The 16779-nt window shown below is 63.3% G+C and carries 15 protein-coding genes; 9 read left to right on the top strand and 6 right to left on the bottom strand.

Annotated elements, in window-relative coordinates:
• Positions 1 to 245 precede the first annotated feature (245 nt).
• Positions 246 to 1379 carry a metallophosphoesterase gene (locus AC1DFU_RS22835; RefSeq protein WP_441593428.1) on the top strand — a complete coding sequence of 378 codons (1134 nt, stop codon included), beginning with the start codon at positions 246 to 248 and terminating at the stop codon, positions 1377 to 1379.
• Positions 1380 to 1436: 57 nt separating this feature from the next.
• On the opposite strand, the gene ettA is transcribed toward AC1DFU_RS22835, so the two are convergent.
• Positions 1437 to 3104, bottom strand: a complete 1668-nt coding sequence (gene ettA, locus AC1DFU_RS22840; RefSeq protein ID WP_441593380.1) for an energy-dependent translational throttle protein EttA — start codon at positions 3102 to 3104, stop codon at positions 1437 to 1439.
• A gap of 169 nt (positions 3105 to 3273) precedes the next feature.
• On the opposite strand from ettA, the gene AC1DFU_RS22845 reads away from it, so the two are divergent.
• From AC1DFU_RS22845 to AC1DFU_RS22865, 5 genes are all read left to right on the top strand, one after another.
• Positions 3274 to 4116, top strand: a complete 843-nt coding sequence (locus tag AC1DFU_RS22845; RefSeq protein WP_441593381.1) for a hypothetical protein — start codon at positions 3274 to 3276, stop codon at positions 4114 to 4116.
• A gap of 58 nt (positions 4117 to 4174) precedes the next feature.
• Positions 4175 to 4618: a hypothetical protein gene (locus AC1DFU_RS22850; RefSeq protein WP_255370935.1), complete on the top strand. Its 444-nt coding sequence runs from the start codon at positions 4175 to 4177 to the stop codon at positions 4616 to 4618.
• A 206-nt stretch (positions 4619 to 4824) separates the two neighbouring features.
• Positions 4825 to 5127 (top strand): hypothetical protein, encoded by a 303-nt coding sequence (locus AC1DFU_RS22855; RefSeq protein WP_255370936.1) that lies wholly within the window; start codon positions 4825 to 4827, stop codon positions 5125 to 5127.
• A gap of 74 nt (positions 5128 to 5201) precedes the next feature.
• On the top strand, positions 5202 to 5423 hold the full coding sequence (locus AC1DFU_RS22860; protein ID WP_092299156.1) for a hypothetical protein: 222 nt from the start codon (positions 5202 to 5204) through the stop codon (positions 5421 to 5423).
• A gap of 49 nt (positions 5424 to 5472) precedes the next feature.
• The gene (locus AC1DFU_RS22865; protein ID WP_211942914.1) at positions 5473 to 5976 is read left to right on the top strand and encodes a M48 family metallopeptidase; all 504 of its coding nucleotides are present in this window, start codon (positions 5473 to 5475) and stop codon (positions 5974 to 5976) included.
• A gap of 39 nt (positions 5977 to 6015) precedes the next feature.
• Here AC1DFU_RS22865 and AC1DFU_RS22870 read toward each other — a convergent pair whose 3' ends face one another.
• The 5 genes from AC1DFU_RS22870 to AC1DFU_RS22890 form a co-directional block, all read right to left on the bottom strand.
• Entirely contained in the window at positions 6016 to 6912 is an 897-nt protein-coding gene (locus AC1DFU_RS22870) for an endo alpha-1,4 polygalactosaminidase (RefSeq protein ID WP_441593429.1), read from the bottom strand.
• 63 nt (positions 6913 to 6975) lie between these two features.
• A complete protein-coding gene (locus AC1DFU_RS22875; protein ID WP_092299159.1) occupies positions 6976 to 7656 on the bottom strand; it encodes a DUF2894 domain-containing protein in 681 nt (226 codons plus the stop codon).
• Positions 7649 to 8296, bottom strand: coding sequence for an OmpA family protein (locus AC1DFU_RS22880; RefSeq protein ID WP_092299162.1), 648 nt, complete (start codon positions 8294 to 8296; stop codon positions 7649 to 7651). Before AC1DFU_RS22880 ends, AC1DFU_RS22875 begins: the two co-directional genes overlap by 8 nt.
• Positions 8293 to 10188 carry a DUF802 domain-containing protein gene (locus tag AC1DFU_RS22885; RefSeq protein WP_441593382.1) on the bottom strand — a complete coding sequence of 632 codons (1896 nt, stop codon included), beginning with the start codon at positions 10186 to 10188 and terminating at the stop codon, positions 8293 to 8295. The genes AC1DFU_RS22880 and AC1DFU_RS22885 overlap by 4 nt, the downstream gene beginning before the upstream one ends.
• Positions 10189 to 10198: 10 nt before the next feature.
• Complete coding sequence (locus AC1DFU_RS22890; RefSeq protein WP_441593383.1) at positions 10199 to 10897, bottom strand: DUF3348 domain-containing protein; 699 nt, start codon at positions 10895 to 10897, stop codon at positions 10199 to 10201.
• Between the two features lie 776 nt (positions 10898 to 11673).
• Here AC1DFU_RS22890 and AC1DFU_RS22895 point away from each other — a divergent pair.
• The 3 genes from AC1DFU_RS22895 to AC1DFU_RS22905 are packed head-to-tail and all read left to right on the top strand — an operon-like array spanning position 11674 to position 16757.
• On the top strand, positions 11674 to 12594 hold the full coding sequence (locus AC1DFU_RS22895) for a DUF4007 family protein (RefSeq protein WP_477159812.1): 921 nt from the start codon (positions 11674 to 11676) through the stop codon (positions 12592 to 12594).
• Entirely contained in the window at positions 12587 to 15922 is a 3336-nt protein-coding gene (locus tag AC1DFU_RS22900; RefSeq protein ID WP_477159811.1) for an ATP-binding protein, read from the top strand. Before AC1DFU_RS22895 ends, AC1DFU_RS22900 begins: the two co-directional genes overlap by 8 nt.
• Entirely contained in the window at positions 15915 to 16757 is an 843-nt protein-coding gene (locus AC1DFU_RS22905) for a phosphoadenosine phosphosulfate reductase domain-containing protein (RefSeq protein ID WP_477159810.1), read from the top strand. Before AC1DFU_RS22900 ends, AC1DFU_RS22905 begins: the two co-directional genes overlap by 8 nt.
• Positions 16758 to 16779 lie beyond the last annotated feature (22 nt).

Raw genomic sequence — 16779 nt, forward strand, 5'->3', positions numbered from 1 at the left:
CTGAGAGGAATCTAATGGAGGCGCTCAGACGGGACAATCCCTGTCGAAAACATTCATTTCGTACGTTGAATCCGCGCAGATCACCGCAGCACTGGGTACGGTTTGGACCGCCCGGCCTGAGGCCAGGTGTGCATCTTGCTTCGCTTGAGAATCCTCTGAATCTGGCACCCTGCCCTTGAAGCCGCGTTATGCCAGCCTCACCTTCCTCGGATAACTACGATGCCTAAGGCCATCCGATGAGCGCCCTGCCGCCCCGCCGTTCGATTCTCTTTGCCGCCTCCATCACGGCGCTGCTGCATGGCTATATCGGCGTGCGGCTGTTGCCGGACCTGCCCGTGCCGATGGCCGTGGCCTGCCTGGGCGCGCTCTGGCTCGTCATCTCGGCCCTGCTGCTGCCCACCGCGCTGCTGGCACGGCGCCTGACGCCGCCCTGGGCGGACCGGGTTTCCTGGCTCGGCATGCTGGCGATGGGATTTTTCTCAACGCTGCTGATCCTGACCGCGGCGCGCGACCTGTTCCTGCTCGGGACGCTGGCCGTGGGCTGGCATCCGCCCGCCCTGCTGCCCGACAGCGCGGCCGCCGTGGTGGGGCTGGCGCTGCTGGTCAGCGTGATCGGCTATTTCAATGCGCGCGGGCTGGCCCGGGTGGTCGAGGTGGATGTGCCGATTCCCAACCTGCCCGAGGCGCTGCACGGCTTCACGATCGCCCAGATCAGCGACATCCACGTCGGCCCGACGATCAAGAAGCCCTACCTGGACCGCATCGTGGACCGCGTGAACCAGCTGCAGGCCGATGCGGTGGCCGTGACCGGCGACCTCGTGGACGGCACCGTGCGCGAGCTGGCCGACCACACCGCACCGCTGGGCCGGCTATCGGCCAAACACGGGGCCTTCGTCGTGACCGGCAACCATGAGTACTACTCGGGCGCCGAAGCGTGGATCGTTGAACTACGCCGATTGGGCCTGCGCGTGCTGATGAACGAGCATGTGGTGGTGGAGCGGGACGGCGCAGCGCTGGTGCTGGGCGGCGTGACCGACTATTCGGCAGGCCACTTCATCGATAGCCATCGCAGCGACCCGGTGCAGGCGCTGGCCGGCGCGCCGGCGCACGCGGCGGTGCGGGTGCTGCTGGCCCACCAGCCACGTACCGCACCGGCGGCAGCGGCGGCCGGCTTCCATCTGCAATTGTCCGGACATACCCATGGCGGGCAGTTCTGGCCGTGGAACCTGTTCGTGCCGATGCAGCAGCCCTACGTGCATGGGCTGAACCGGCATGAAAACCTGTGGGTGTATGTGAGCCGCGGTACGGGCTACTGGGGGCCACCGAAACGCTTCGGGGCGCCTTCGGAGATCACGAAGGTGAGGCTGGTGCGGGGGTGATGCGGGGGTGATGCCTGCGGATTCCCCTCCCCCGCGCGGGAGAGGGGAATCCCACGATCAACGTACGATCGGCTTGTAGCGGATGCGCTTCGGCTTGGCGCCTTCCTCGCCGAGACGGCGCTTCTTGTCCGCCTCGTATTCCTGGTAGTTGCCGGGGAAGAATTCCACGTGGGAATCGCCCTCGAACGCCAGGATGTGCGTGGCGATGCGGTCCAGGAACCAGCGATCATGCGAGATCACCATCACGCAGCCCGCGAATTCCAGCAGCGCATCTTCCAGCGCGCGCAGCGTTTCCACGTCGAGATCGTTCGACGGTTCATCGAGCAGCAGCACGTTGCCACCCGCGATCAGCGTCTTGGCCATGTGCAGCCGGCCGCGCTCGCCGCCGGAGAGCGTGCCCACATGCTTCTGCTGGTCGCCGCCCTTGAAGTTGAAGCGGCCGATGTAGGCGCGCGACGGCGTTTCGTAGCGGCCCACGGTCAGCACGTCCGAACCGCCCGAGATTTCCTCGAACACGGTCTTGTTCGGATCCAGCGCGTCGCGGCTCTGGTCGACGAACGCCATCTTCACGGTCGGCCCGATCTTGATCTCGCCGCTATCCGGCTGCTCCTTGCCGGTCAGCATGCGGAAGAAGGTGGACTTGCCGGCGCCGTTCGGCCCGATGATGCCGACGATCGCGCCCGGCGGCACCTTGAAGCTCAGGTTGTCGATCAGCAGGCGGTCGCCATAGCCCTTGCTCACGCCGTCGAACTCGATGACCTCGTTGCCGAGGCGCTCGCCCACGGGGATGAAAATCTCCTGGGTTTCGTTGCGCTTCTGGTATTCCTGGCTGTTCAGTTCGTCGAACCGCGCCAGACGCGCCTTCGACTTGGCCTGCCGGCCCTTCGGGTTCTGGCGCACCCACTCCAGTTCCTTGTTCAGTGCCTTCTGGCGCGCCGACTCGGTCGACTCTTCCTGCTTCAGGCGCTGCTCCTTCTGGTCCAGCCACGAGCTGTAGTTGCCCTTCCACGGAATGCCGTGTCCGCGGTCCAGCTCCAGGATCCATTCGGCGGCGTTGTCGAGGAAGTAGCGATCGTGGGTCACGGCCACCACGGTGCCCGGGAAGCGCGTGAGGAACTGTTCGAGCCAGTCTACGGACTCGGCGTCCAGGTGGTTGGTCGGTTCGTCGAGCAGCAGCATGTCCGGGCGCGACAGCAGCAGGCGGCACAGCGCCACGCGGCGCTTCTCGCCACCGGACAGATGGCCGACCTTGGCTTCCCACGGCGGCAGGCGCAGCGCATCGGCGGCGATATCGAGCTGGAGGTCGACGTTGTTGCCGTCGCTGGCGGCCAGGATGGCCTCGTATTTCGCCTGATCGGCGGCCAGGGCGTCGAAATCGGCGTCCGGCTCGGCATAGGCCGCGTAGATCTCGTCGAGCTTCTTGCGCGCCTCGAACACGCCGCCGAGCGCCTCTTCCACCGACTCGCGCACGGTCTGCTCGGGGTCGAGCTGCGGTTCCTGCGGCAGGTAGCCGATGTTCAGGTTCGGCATCGGCGTGGCTTCGCCCTCGATCTCCTTGTCCAGGCCAGCCATGATCTTCAGCACCGTGGACTTGCCCGAGCCGTTCAGGCCCAGCACGCCAATCTTGGCGCCGGGGAAGAAGGACAGCGAAATGTCCTTGAGAATGTGACGCTTGGGCGGAACGATCTTGCCCACGCGATTCATGGTGAAAACGTACTGTGCCATGGAGGTGTGCGGTGTGTGACTAGGAATGGCGGGAGTGTAGCAGGCGGATGGGCGGGGCCGGCGTGCCGCGGGCACGGCAAAAATGGCGCCCAATTTCAGACTCGTCTCATTGCAGAGGCAAGGAGCGGTTCGGAGAATCAGGCGGGTTCACCACTGGATCGGACCCGACATGGCAAAACTATTGCGCCGCAGCGGCGCGGCAATGGGCGCGCAAATCACGCTCATCGCTGGAAACCAACTCCCTTTCAGGGTCTCGGGCCTGGGCCCGAACCGCAGGCATCTCGCCTTCCGGAGCAGCGACTCCACCTTGAGAATCCTCCCGCTCAAGGTCAATGACCGGAATATCGAGCAACAACTGAAGATCGAAGTCAGCGAAACCGGCATCGTGAGCCGGCGGGTGGTGCATGTCGATGCCTATATATATGGCACCACCCAGCGGGATGCGAATACGCCGAGGCTGACGGTGGAGGTGTTGCCAAGGCATGAGTTGCCAGACGCGGGGACCGAGGCGGGGATTTTGACGCGGATGTTGGTGGTGGAGAACGCGAACCCCGATAGCGACAAGTTCAGCAGTCTGGATGAGGCGCTCAAGTGCATGCAATGGATGGTGCATGTCATGCGTAATCGGCTACGCCTCGGGGCAACACATTTTGCAGCGCGCGGTGCCACCAGCTTGACCGATCTTATCAAGGCACCCAATCAGGTAGAGGGTTTCGAAAGCTACCCGATCATTGCGGACCGTCCGGCGCTTCTGCTGAACAAAACCATGAACATTGCGAACGACGGTACGCACGCAAAAAACGCGGCCTTCCGAACCTACGTGGAAAATGCGATAGCGGTCGCCAGTGGAAAGCATTTTGGAAACGACCCATCTGCCGGCGAGATGTACGCATGGCGAACGCTTCCGTCAAAGCCACCGGGGCCCAATTTCGAGCCATTTCAACAACTTGGAGGCCAGCAGTTCTACACATTGACCAAGTCGTTTCTTGCGCAGTTGAATGCCAAAAAATAGGGCGACTTCCATGAGAAAGACAATCCTGGCTCTCTTGGCCTTCTGCTCGATAAATGCCATGGCCAAAGACAAGCTACCGGACGCCGTTTCGGAAACCGCAACGGGACGCACAAGAGCTTCGACGAACCCCTATTACAGGGATCCCGCTAAAGCCATTCGCTATCTGGTCGCCAGTAGCGGCAAGAACCAACAGCGCAATCGATTTTGCACTGTTGGCTACAGGATGCCGCAAGGATATTTGGTGGTCTGGACCTTGTGGGAGGAGGAGCGAACCCTCCTGCTCTGGCGAGGAAGCTCTGACGCGGACATGCGGCTGGCCGGCTTGGCAATGGCGCGCCACAGCCTAATGCTCGGCCGCGACACCGTAGCCACCGAGAACGACATCAAGGGCAGCACCTATCTCGTCACAGTCGACTGGTGGATCTCCATCGCCGATGACTGCCGCAAGCACGGCGAGCAGTACGAAATCGAGCCGTTCGCGATCAGGGAGCCGCGTCAATGAAAATAGCGCCTTGGGGCTTCCTGCTATTCGCACTTCTAGGGTGGAGCAGTACACAAGCGAATCATGATCTACCTGATGCTGTTGCCGGCAATGCCTCCGGGCGATTCAGAGTCTCCGCTGATCCGGGCTACCTAGACCCAAGGGCGACAATCAAGTACCTCCTCGCGATAGAGAGAGCAAACCGAGAGCGGAATCGCTTTTGTGTCGTGGGCTATAAATTCCCCAGCGGCAACGAACTGGCCTGGGTGGTCTGGGAAGAAAAACGGCTGATGATGCTCTGGGACCCCAGCCTTTACGCCGACACCCGCTTGAAAGCCCTGACGATGGCCCGCCGAAATCTCAAACTCGGCCGCGACACTGTTGCCACCGAGAACGACATCAACGGCAGCACGTATATCGTCACGGTGGACTGGTGGATCTCCATCGCCGATGACTGTCGCAAGCATGGCGAGCAGTACGAAATCGAGCCGTTCCGGATTGCCCCGTCGAAAACCAGCGATCCACGCTGATTCGTGGGCATCGTTACAATGTCGCCTTTGTCCCGCGAATCCCGCGAGGCCTCCGACACTCGGTCCGAATTGCCATGAAAGCTGCTCTTACCCTCAAGTTCAAGTGCAAGAAGTGCACCAAACCCGTCACACTGTATCTGCAAAAGACGTCGGCCTGCTCGCACATCCTGCCGTACCAGGGTTTCTGCAAGTGCGGCGAGATGATGCGCCATGCCACCGGGGACAAGGACGCCGTCGAGTCGTTCGTCAACTCGGTGGATAACAGCTGGATGCACCATCACCATCATCACCACTAAATAGGAAGGGTCTGTGAGCGAAGGCTGGCGCCCCGGCGTGAAGGATCCGATGCGCTTCCTGGGTGGTTATCCGCCCGGGGTGCTCGACCAGGTGCGCGCGCTGATCGCGGCGGGCGGGTTGGGGGATCACCTCGCGCGGCGCTATCCGGCGCCGCACACGGTCCAGACGGATCGCGCGCTGTACGACTACACGTCGGACATCAAGCAGGAATACCTGCGCAGCGCGCCGCCGCTGCACAAGGTGGGCTACGACGCGCGCCTCGACACCGCGCAGCACGCGCTCGGCCTGCACACCGCCATCTCGCGCGTGCAGGGCGGCAAGCTCAAGGCCAAGAAGGAAATCCGCGTGGCGTCGCTGTTCAAGGAGGCGCCGGCGGACTTTCTCCGCATGATCGTCGTCCACGAACTGGCCCACCTGAAAGAGAGCGACCACAACAAGGCGTTCTATCGGCTCTGCGAGCACATGGAGCCACGCTATCACCAGCTCGAATTCGACACGCGGCTATTCCTGGCGTGGCGCGAGCTGGAGAAAACCGGCAAGACGCCAGACTGAGGCGGCTCGCCGGCCTCCCCCGGCCTGAATTGCAACAGCCTAGTCGCAGGTGTAGCGGAAGTTATCGTTCAGCTTCAGCGGCAAGACCACCGTGCGCAGGTTCAGCGCCTGAGCCTTCGCGCAGAGCGTCGGGCGCCGCGCGGGGTCCTTCCATTTCGCCGCATATTCCACATTGAAAACGGCCTTGCCCTGCGTGGTGAACGCCGCGTAGACCCCGCATTCGTTGTACTGGAAGCACTGCTCATTGACCGCGAAATCGAAATCGCCGGCAAGCTGGGCGACCTGATCGATATCGTTCTTGAGCCCGATGGCCAGCCCGCGCGCGTGGGCCTCGGTGGCCAGAAAGCGGTTGTAGTCGAGCTGCGTCGCGGCCGTCAACGGCACGCCGGGGTTGTTGGTGTAGCCGTCGACATTGTCCGTATCGATGCCATCGCACCCCTTCGCCTTCGCCAGATCCATCCGCGCCGTCATGATCTTGCGGACGTTGGCGGAACGCGTGTCGAGCCAGCGCTCGCCCGCCCAGCCATCGAGCGGGTTGCCCTGGTCAGCGGCCGTGAATTGAGAATAATCCGAACGCCAGTTCTCGCTGCTGCCGGCGGAGAAGTAGCAGACCACGCGCTTGCCCTGAGACTTCAGCGTGTCGATGGTGGCCTGCGGCGTGTCGAACAGGTCGAAATCGAACACGACGGCGTTGTACGACGTGTTGAGCTTGCCCTGAAGCTGGAGTTGCCACGTGTCCGTCACGGCCGGCATCCAGCGCGTTGTGGGGAGTACGCTGGCGCTGGCGGTAGCCTTGCTCGTCGTGGCGGTCACCTCCGAGACGCGGACGACGGAACCGCCGTCGTCATCGCCCCCACCGCCGCAGGCGGCAAGCGTTGCCACGGCCACCGCCGCGGCGAGGCGCGCGAGGTCGCCCATGCCCTGATTGTTATCCATCATTGACCCTTCCTGTTGTTATCCCAACTGTATGCGGCACATTATGCGTGCAACCATGGGCGATCAGGCAAGGGGGTCGGCATCGGCGGCACGGCGCTTGACGCGCGGCCGTTTTGGGGCGCTTGCGGCACGGCGTGCTGTCGGCTCGGCGGGCGCGCCGCCGGGGCTCATCTGCTCGAGCCACGCCAGGCCATCGACATAGGACAAGAAACGCTGGAAATAGCCCGGCGATACGTCCTGCATCAGCGCAAGTGCGCCATGCACAAGATGATTCGTATTGAGCGGCCCGGCGTTCGCCGGCACGCTGTCCAGTGCCGCGCGCAACTGGCGGTCGGCGCTGACGCGCGCCCAACTGTCGCGGAAATAGTCGATCAGGGCCGGCGCCGGCTCGGGACCGCGTTGCGCGCCAGCGACAGGTGGCAGCGCACTGGCCGAGGACCGCGCAGCGATGTATTCCACGAGTCCGCCGAGCGGGCTGGCGTCTGGCTTGGCCGGCCGGTCAGCGCGTGGGGCGGCTTGCGTGAGGGCATCGCCAAAGGACGCCACGAGGTGCGCAAGCCGTGCATCGAGCAGTTCGCGCGCTTCGCCATGCTGGGTCGCCGAGCGCCGCGCCAGCGCTTCCAGGAATCGGAAGCGCACCGGGTCGATCCGTTCGGCGCCGCGCTCGCGCCAGGCGGCGAGGCGGGCGCGCGGATCCTGGCGCGGGTCCTGGTGCGGGTCCTGGTGCGGGTCCAATTCAGCCATGAGACTTTGCCGCACCCGTGGACACTCTCGGAATCGGCGCGATCTCCACGCGGCGGTTTTTGGCGCGGCTCGCGACGTCGGCATTCGGCACCACCGGCTGCTCGGCGCCGAACGCGGCAGAGAACACCATCGCGGCGGGAATGCCCGCATCGATTAACGCGCGCGTCACAGTCAGTGCGCGCTGGGCAGACAATTCCCAATTGTCGGCAAAGCGGCGATTGCTGTCGCGCACCTGGGTGTCATCGGTATAGCCGCTCACCATCAGGATCTCGTCGCGCGCATGCAGATAGGCCCCCAGCGGCGCAGCGAGCCCCTTCAGCAACTCGCGCCCTTCTGGCTGCAACTGGTCCGAATTCACCGCGAACAACACGTTCCCGCTGATGCCGATGCGCCCGTTCACGAGCGTCACACGGCCCGCCGAAAGCGGCCCCGCCAGCGCCTTCTCGAGCGTCTCGCGCCGCTGCATCTCCTCCTGCCGTTGCTTGACCTCGGCTTCGAGCCGGGCCGACAGCTCCATCTGGAAGCCGATCACCCCAAGCAAAATCAGCACGAAGCCGCCCAGTAGCACCGACATCAGGTCACCGAAGACGGCCCAGACGGGCGCCGTTGACTCCACGCCGGCGTCGAGGTCCTCACTCATGCGGCCTCCGCGCCCGGTCCGTTGGCCGCGCCCGGCGCTGCCAGCCGTTGCAGGTCTTCCAGGATTTGCTTCTGCGACAGCATGCTGAGATCGACCACTTCCCGCGCCTGCGCCACGTAGTAGGCGAGCTGCTCGTCGCTGCGCGTCATCGACTTGTCGAGCGCAGCCTCGATGCGTTCCAAATGCGCGACCAACTGCCCGTTGGCATCGCTGAACACCTGCACGGCCGCGCCGAACGACTCGCCAAGGCTGGCGGTCTCGACGGCGCTGCACGACACCTGCGCGGCAATCGTCGCCATGCGTCCGGATTCGGACTCGACCGTCTCGGCAAACCGGGCACCGACGCGCTCGAGCAGCTCCGCCGTGGTCGTCACGAGGCCGTCAACCGCGGCGCGCTGGCCGGTGGAGGCATGGTTCACGGCATCGAGCAGCGTTTCCAGCGATGCCAGCAGGCGCCCACGTTCGGCGAGCATCGCGTTGTCGCGCGCGAGGCCGTCGGAGAGCTTCTCCCGCAGTTCCTCGATGATGGCGGCCGCTGCCTTGGGGGCCGCCGTCGTGGCCTCGACGAGGCGAGACACTTCCGCAATCGTCTCACTGGCCTGGGCTTGCGTCTGCGTGGCGATGGCGGCGGCCATGGCGCCGAGCGCATCGGTCCACGCGGCCAGGCGCTGTTCGTCGCGAGCCAGCAACTGGGCCTGAAGATCAGCGTGCGACTGGCTCACCGCCGCCGCCAGCGATGCTGATTGCGATGCGAAACTGGCCGAAGTGCCAGCCAGTGCTTGCTGGTTCTCGCGTACCAGGGCTTCACCGAAGGTATCGAGTGATTGGCGGAGGTCGCGCGTCAGGGCTTCGCTTGCGTGTCGATGGTCGCCCAAGGCCTGCTGCCAGACATCGGCGACATTGGCAGTGGTTGTCGCGAACTGGGTCGAGATGCCTTCGAGTTGTTGCTGCACCGTCCCAGAGACGGTCTCGCGCAATGCCGACATCTCCTGCGCGAGACCGGCCATCGTCTCCCTGACGGCGGGCTCGACCACCGCGCTGACTACGCGCGCGCTCTCGGCAATACTGGATTTCAAGCTTTCTTCGACGGAGGACGCCAGCCGCGTGTAAGTCGCTTCGGTCGAACCGTGAAACGCCTCCTGGCTCGCGGCAAGGCGCTCGGCCAGGGTCCGGCTCTGGCGCTCCATCGTGGCCATCATGTCTTGCAGACGGTCGACCAGCGTCGGCATGACCTCGGCCTGACGCTGCACGAGCCGGAACATCTCATCGCGCTGATGGCTGCGCGAGAACGGGCGCAGCGTGGTGGCGATGCGGGTGTCGAGTTGCCGCACGGCTTCGATGCGCTCGCGCCGACACAGCGCCGCGATCAGGCCCAGCATCGCCGACGTGGCAACGCCCGCGACCGAGGTACCGAACGCGAAACCCAGCCCCTTCACCGGTGCCGCCAGCGAAGCACGCATGGCTTGCAGGTCCGTCGCCCCTTCCAGTGCCATGCCCGTGCCGCGCAGCGTGGCCACCATGCCGAGGAAAGTGCCGAACATGCCGAGCAGGACTAGCAATCCGACGAGATACGGCGTCAGCGTCGGCGCGGGGAGCGTCACGCGCTCGCCCTCGACGCGCAGCCGGACGGCATCGCGCAGACCGGCTGGAAGCGTGTCCAGCCACTGGCCGAGACCCGCCGGTTTCTCGGACAAATTCGAGACCGCATGCGCCAGCGAGGCCGTCGCCTGCCGATAGCACTGGAGTTCGAACGCGCCAGTCACGTAGAAGGCACCGATCACCAACGTCACGGCGAGGGCGAGCGCGTTCGCGCCCGCGTAGCCGGCACCGATCCAGCAAACCACGGCGAGACCGGCAACAAAAGCGACGATATGGGGAAGAATTCTGTTCATGTCTATGCAGTTAGCCAGCGCGCAGGGCGGCGAGCAGCCCTTCGACCGGTTCAAAACGGATGTCCAGTTCGGCAAGCAGGACAGCCTGCATGTCTTTGCGGAACTGCGTGAGCCAGGCGCGGGGCGCATGCTCATGGGCTTGGCGCAAGTGCTCGAAATGGGTTTCCAACAGCGCCGGCACGCTCGCCAGCAGGCTCTGCTCGCGCGCACCCACCACGCGCTCCATGACGGTATCCACCATCGCCAGCTTCGCCATCGCGGGCTGCCGGGCGGTCAGCGCCTTGCGTAGCCGGCCTCGCAATATGCCGATTTCCGTCGCCATGGTTTGTTGCGTGGTCAGATAGCGGTGGCGATAGACAGCAAAATCGACCGTGGCGTCAGGCGACTCCGCCGGCACGGCTGGGCGCCCCGGCCCACGACGCCGCGCGCTTGATGTGCCGTCATCGACAATCGCATTGGCCAGCGCCGCGCGCACGCGCACGGCATCACGCGCCTCGGCATTCCCCGGGCGCGGCGGCAGCGACGATCCCGGCACTGGATGGCTGGTAAGTGCGGCGGACAGCGCGATGGCATCCGTCCACCCGAGCCATTGGCTTAGCTGGTGGGAGAGGGAACTGGCAGGTTCCGCAGCATCGACGTGGATCAGGCGAGACAGGAGCCGAACGAGCGTCGGGCCGCTATGGGCAGTGCGCCGTGGCAGATGGGACATACCGCCGGTTTCCGATCGAAAAACCAAGCAGTTTACAACGGACAAGGGGTTACAGCGCTTGCTGTAACCCCTTGTTTTATCTGGTGCGGCTGCAGGAACGGAACTCATCTCTCACACCCTTGATATACAAGGACTTTTAAAGTTCATCGACTCCTCAATGCCCCCAAATGTGCCCCCAAATTTCCGCGAACACTTCGGTTCGATTGCCCGCCCGGCTACAACACTTTCGCGGAACCAAGCACCGCTCGCGGCAACACTCGACTATTGGACGCAATAGTAGCGTACCAGACAACGCTGGGCGGACGAACTCACCTGCTATCCCTGAGCCAAACATTTCGACCGTCTGCAAAAGAGGCTCGTCCTCGGCGAGAAGACCGGCCATTGCGTCGGTTTCGCTGTCGATGACAAGCGCAGCAGCCAGCCTTTCGCTACCGGCGGCTTTGCTTCCTGCCGCAAGTAAATCGCGCACCTTACTCAGTGCGCGGATCCAGCAGCGTCGGCAGCGCTCAAGCATCCGGCGATGATTGCGCTCGAACGGCGGCACACCCGATGGCCGTTCTCAGATCGGACTTTTCCGCGCCAGACGCACCGGCCAACACGATGTCGTGTGCCGGCTTCATGAAACTTGCAGCGACGCAGCTGTTGCCCTGCCTGGTCGCACGGTGAAAATGCGGATCTGCCCCGTTTATAACGCACCGCAAGATACTGTGGTTATATACAGTAATCAGCAGGCAGCCGAACTGGTGAAAGCCACCAGTTCGGGTTAAGATCCCAACATGACCGCCATGCAAAAACTCTATCGGGGGATGCCGGCCCATTTCTCGGGCCACGAGACGTTTCCCCTGCGTCAAATGTGGCTCAAGAAAGCTTTCGACCAAGCTACTGACGGGACACTGATTCCAAAATCGGCCTTCGCCGATGAGAAGGCCATCGCAGAATTCGGTGTAGGCAAGAACATGGTCGCCTCTATCCGCCATTGGGCCTTGGCTTGCGGCGTAATGTTTGAGGACGGCGACAGTTTTCGCATGCGCAGCCTTGCCAAGGAAATACTCAGTGACGGAGGGCTCGACCCCTACGCCGAGAGTCCCTCGACTGCATGGCTCGCGCATTGGCAGCTCGCGGGCCGTTGCTTTCGATCGACGACGTGGCATTGGCTATTCAACCATGTAACGGCGCCCACATTCACACGCCAAGAGCTCGAAGACCCCTTGGCCCGCTACGCCCGAGATCTGGATCCAAAGCATCGGCTCTCGACAGCGACGATTTCGCGCGACTTGGAGACGTGCCTGCGCAGCTACGCGCCGCGCGCTGCTGGCGGCTCCCCCGAAGACTTCGCCGAGCCGCTATTGGGCGAGTTGGGCCTGCTGCAAGAAGTCCACAAGGGCCAATACGCGTTCCGCCGCGGCCCTAAAGCATCCCTTCATGACGGCGTCTTCGCCTACGCTCTAGTCGACTTCTGGAACCGCGAGGCTGAGGGTCAAAGCTCGCTGGCTTTCGAAACGGTCGCCTACGCAGAAGGATCGCCGGGCCGGGTCTTTAAGCTCGATGAGGAATCGATCGCCCAACGGTTGATTGTCCTCTCCGACTTCACAGGGCGCAAGCTCGAATGGACCGACTCCGCAGGCCTTCGCCAAGTCCACCGCAAGAATCTTTCCAGTGAAGACATCAAGAACATGATCAGGCGCGCCTATGACTGAGAAGAAGCAACAGGCTCTCTCTGACATCATCCAGATTTCGCTCCAATACCAGCGCTCCATCCGCGTCGATACCGACATCGGCCGCGCGGATGCCCTCTCGGGCTACATCTGCCACGCCACTGCGACGGCCGTAATCGACGGCATGTGTAAACAGCTCGCCGGCACCAACCAACGCTGCTTTACTTGGACCGGCCCCTTTGGCGGCGGCAAGAGCTCATTGGGTGTCGCCTTGGCAAGCGCGCTGCACCCCAACAAGGGTCTTCGCGCAAGAGCCCGCCAAGCTCTACAGTTGGACTCCAAGCCCCCCTTCGACACGGCCTTCCCTGTCCAAAAGGGATGGCTGATTGTTCCAGCCGTGGGACGGCGTGGCAGCGTCGTGGCCGAGCTTTACGCAGCGCTACGCCGCGCGCAAGGCGAGACGGTCGACGGGCGCAAAAAGCCCAACGCACAATCGCTCATCGCGGATCTGCTCGAAGAGGCCAAGAGCCGCCCGCGGGACGGCGTGCTGGTCATCATTGACGAGATGGGCAAGTTCTTGGAAGCCTCTGCCCTAGGCTCCGGGGACGATGTCTACTTCTTCCAAGAGCTCGCTGAAGCCGCCGCGCGATCCGAAGGTCGCCTGGTGGTCGTGGGCGTGCTGCATCAATCCTTCGCGCAATACGCTGCCCGCTTGGGCATCGACACTCGCGACGACTGGGCCAAGGTGCAAGGCCGCTACGTCGACTTGCCCTTCGTGGCTGCGAGCGACGAGGTGGTCGAGCTCATCGGCCGCGCGATCGAAGCCAAGGAACGTCCGCCCTGGATGGGCGACGCCTCCAAAGCTATCGCCGAGGCGATCCGCTCGCGCCGTCCCGCCGTGGGGCAGAACTTCGCCGCGGCCTTGGAGGCCTGCTGGCCGCTGCACCCCGCCATGGCGGCGCTACTGGGCCCAATCTCCAAGCGGCAGTTCGGGCAAAACGAGCGCAGCACCTTCGGCTTTTTGTCGTCAGTGGAGCCCAATGGCTTCCGCTCTTACTTGAATTCAACCCTGAGAAGCGAGGCGAGCTGGTATCGCCCGAGCGACTACTGGGACTACCTACGCTCGAATCTTGAGCCCGCGATCCTCGCCTCCCCTGACGGGCACCGCTGGTCGCAGGCCGTCGAAGCCGTGGAGCGGGCTGAGGCCAAGACGGGAGACGCCCTGCTGGTGTCGCTTATCAAGAACATCGCGGTCATCGACCTCTTCCGCAACGGCTCCGGCCTGGCAGCCGACGCAGCCGTCATAGGGGCGCTGTTCTACGACAAAGAACGCGAAGAGCTCGCAGAGGCCCTCAAGAAGCTCTCCGACCTCAAAGTCGCCCTGTACAAGAGCTATACCGGCGCGTGGTCGATCTTCGAAGGCAGCGACTTCGACATCGACGCCGCCATCGCGCAGACGCTAGCCTCTTCGCCTGGCGTCGACTATGCGCGCCTTGCGCAGCTTATGGGGTTGCATCCGGTGGTGGCCAAACGGCACTACCACGAGACCGGCTCTATGCGCTGGATGGAGTTGTCGCTGTGCAGCATCGAGCAGGCTGAGAAAATCGCTGTCGACTTCCGGCCCAAGAATGGCGAGTTCGGAACGTTCATCCTAGCGCTACCGAACAAGGGCATGAGTCCGCGGGCCGCACGACTGCGTGCGCAAGCCTGCTCAAAGCTTCGCCCATGGCCTGTGATGGTGGGCATTCCCGCCAATCACGCCCGTATCGCTGAGCTCTCCGCTGAGCTAGTGGCGTTAGAGCAAGTCAAGGATCGCCACGAGCTTTCGGGCGACGCTGTCGCCCGCCGCGAAGTCTACGCTCGATTGGCCGCCACCCGCGCCGACCTGGAGGATCAACTCCAGGCGGCGGTATCACTGGCGAAGTGGCACGACGGAACAGATGAAGTCATCGAACCTGGCTCGAAGCTCTCGCCCGTGGCCTCTGGCCTTGCCGAAAGTGTGTTCAGCGATTCCCCTCCTGTGTGGAGCGAGCTGGTCAACCGCGACAGCATCTCGAGCAACAGCGTGAAGGCTCGCCGCGAACTGCTGCACGCGTTGATCAACGCCGAGGGCCGAGTAGCCCTCGGCTTCGAAGGCTTCCCGGCCGAGCGCGGTCTCTACGAGACGCTGCTCAAAAGCACGGAACTGCATCGTCAAGATGGCTCCGGAGCTTGGCGATGCATGCCACCGGGCGACGGATTCGCCGAGGGCTTTCAGCCGTTGTGGGAAGCGACGCGCGCCCTCTTCGCAGACACCAACGCTCGCGTCGGCGCCCACGAGATCTATGCCCTGTGGAGCGCGCCCCCCTTCGGCATGAAGCAGGGTATCCAACCTGTGATCCTTACGGCCTTCCTGCTGGCGCACAAAGCTAACATTGCCGTCTACAAAGACGGGATGTTCGTCCCCCGACTCACGGACTTCGACATCGACGAGTGCCTACAAGACTCCCATCGTTTCTCTCTGCGCTGGGTGGCCATCGACGAGGATAAGAACCGCATCCTCAATGGCATCGCGAAGCTCTTGGCGGAGATCGGCGAGAACGCCGGCGCGGCCGACCCGCTCGAAGCGGCGCGTGGCCTGGTGGCCATGGTATTCAATCTGCCAGAGTGGACGCGCCGCACGCAGCGAATGGGAGAGACGGCCAAGGCCGTTCGCGACATGCTCTTAAAGGCTAGTGACCCACACAAGGTCTTGTTCGTCGACATGGCCTCGCTGCTCAATGCCGCCGACGGCAAGGCTTATATGAAAGCCCTGCGCGCGCCGCTGCAGGAGCTCACGGGCGCCTACGGAAAGATGCTCGCCGAAGTCGAGTCCAAAATGTTCGATGCGCTCGACGCGAGCCGCGAAGATCTCGACGCACTGCGCGAGCGAGCCGGTTCGGTCTCCGGCGTCTCAGGCGATCTGCGTCTGGACGCGTTCGCAACGCGCCTGGCTAACTTCGATGGAAGCCGAGCATCGCTCGAAGGCATCCTAAGCCTGGCGGCCGAGAAGCCGCCGCGCGACTGGGTGGATCGACACATTGACGCGGCAATCTTGGAGTTGGCTAAGTTCGCCCGGCGCTTCCGCGAAGCCGAAGCTTTCGTGGCCGTGCAGGGTCGCAAAGCACACAGCGAGGCCATCGCGGTGGTCATCGGTACTGGCTCTGATACCAAGATGATCTCGCGCTCCTTTGCGATATCAGATCGCCATCGCAAGACGGTGGAGGCCAAAGCAAACGAGGTCACTTCAATGCTAGAAGGCCAAGGTTTGGGAACCGAAATCTTACTAGCAATCCTGGCAAAGGCCGGGATGAAGCTAGCGTCCATTGACAAGGAGGCAGCCAATGGCTGAGCGTCACGTTCTGGGAATCTCGGGCGGCAAAGACAGTGCCGCGTTGGCCGTCTACATGCGCGACCGACACCCCGAGCTCGACATCGAATACTTCTTCACCGACACCGGCGAAGAGCTGCCGGAGGTCTATGAGTTCCTCGGTAAGCTCGAGGGGAAGTTGGGGAAGCCCATCCTTCGGCTGAATCCCGGCCGTGATTTCAACTTCTGGCTGCGCGAATACAACCACTTTTTGCCAAGCCCCAACACGCGTTGGTGCACCAAGATGTTGAAGCTTGCGCCCTTCGAGAAATGGGTAAAGCCGATGCTTGCGGCGGGTGACAAGGTCACATCCTATGTGGCCATCCGCGCTGACGAGGACTATCGCGAGGGCTACTCGGCCAAGGCCGACAACCTATTCGTTAAGCTTCCCTTCCGCGAGGTTGGCATCGACAAGGTGGGCGTGCTCGACATCTTGGAAAATTCGGGCGTCGGCTTTCCGAAGTATTACGAATGGCGTTCGCGCAGCGGCTGCACGTTTTGCTTCTTCCAACAGAAAATTGAATGGGTTCGTCTTCGAGAGCGCCATCCCGAAGCCTATGAAACCGCCAAGACCCTGGAAAAGGACGCATTGGAACACGGTTCGCCTTTTACCTGGTCTAAGGGCGAGTCGCTCACCGACATTGAGCAACCTGAGCGGGTGGCTGCGATACAGGCGGAATACGAGATCCGCCGCGCTCGCATCCGCAAGAGTATCCCCATCAATCCCCTGCGGCCTGTGAAGGCCTGCCCCGAGGACATCGACGATGTCTACGGCGTGGATGAAGGAAACGGCTCCTGCAACGTCTGCCACAAATAGCTGCACCGAACGTTGGCGCGAG

Source organism: Cupriavidus sp. 10L45, assembly GCF_056395225.1.

Bases quoted from the DNA above. Each gene is read 5' to 3' on its own strand.
- ettA (WP_441593380.1), bottom strand. From the start codon at position 3,104: ATGGCACAGTACGTTTTCACCATGAATCGCGTGGGCAAGATCGTTCCG.
- AC1DFU_RS22845 (WP_441593381.1), top strand. From the start codon at position 3,274: ATGGCAAAACTATTGCGCCGCAGCGGCGCGGCAATGGGCGCGCAAATC.
- AC1DFU_RS22850 (WP_255370935.1), top strand. From the start codon at position 4,175: ATGGCCAAAGACAAGCTACCGGACGCCGTTTCGGAAACCGCAACGGGA.
- AC1DFU_RS22860 (WP_092299156.1), top strand. From the start codon at position 5,202: ATGAAAGCTGCTCTTACCCTCAAGTTCAAGTGCAAGAAGTGCACCAAA.
- AC1DFU_RS22865 (WP_211942914.1), top strand. From the start codon at position 5,473: ATGCGCTTCCTGGGTGGTTATCCGCCCGGGGTGCTCGACCAGGTGCGC.
- AC1DFU_RS22870 (WP_441593429.1), bottom strand. From the start codon at position 6,912: ATGGATAACAATCAGGGCATGGGCGACCTCGCGCGCCTCGCCGCGGCG.
- AC1DFU_RS22875 (WP_092299159.1), bottom strand. From the start codon at position 7,656: ATGGCTGAATTGGACCCGCACCAGGACCCGCACCAGGACCCGCGCCAG.
- AC1DFU_RS22880 (WP_092299162.1), bottom strand. From the start codon at position 8,296: ATGAGTGAGGACCTCGACGCCGGCGTGGAGTCAACGGCGCCCGTCTGG.
- AC1DFU_RS22885 (WP_441593382.1), bottom strand. From the start codon at position 10,188: ATGAACAGAATTCTTCCCCATATCGTCGCTTTTGTTGCCGGTCTCGCC.
- AC1DFU_RS22890 (WP_441593383.1), bottom strand. From the start codon at position 10,897: ATGTCCCATCTGCCACGGCGCACTGCCCATAGCGGCCCGACGCTCGTT.
- AC1DFU_RS22895 (WP_477159812.1), top strand. From the start codon at position 11,674: ATGACCGCCATGCAAAAACTCTATCGGGGGATGCCGGCCCATTTCTCG.
- AC1DFU_RS22900 (WP_477159811.1), top strand. From the start codon at position 12,587: ATGACTGAGAAGAAGCAACAGGCTCTCTCTGACATCATCCAGATTTCG.
- AC1DFU_RS22905 (WP_477159810.1), top strand. From the start codon at position 15,915: ATGGCTGAGCGTCACGTTCTGGGAATCTCGGGCGGCAAAGACAGTGCC.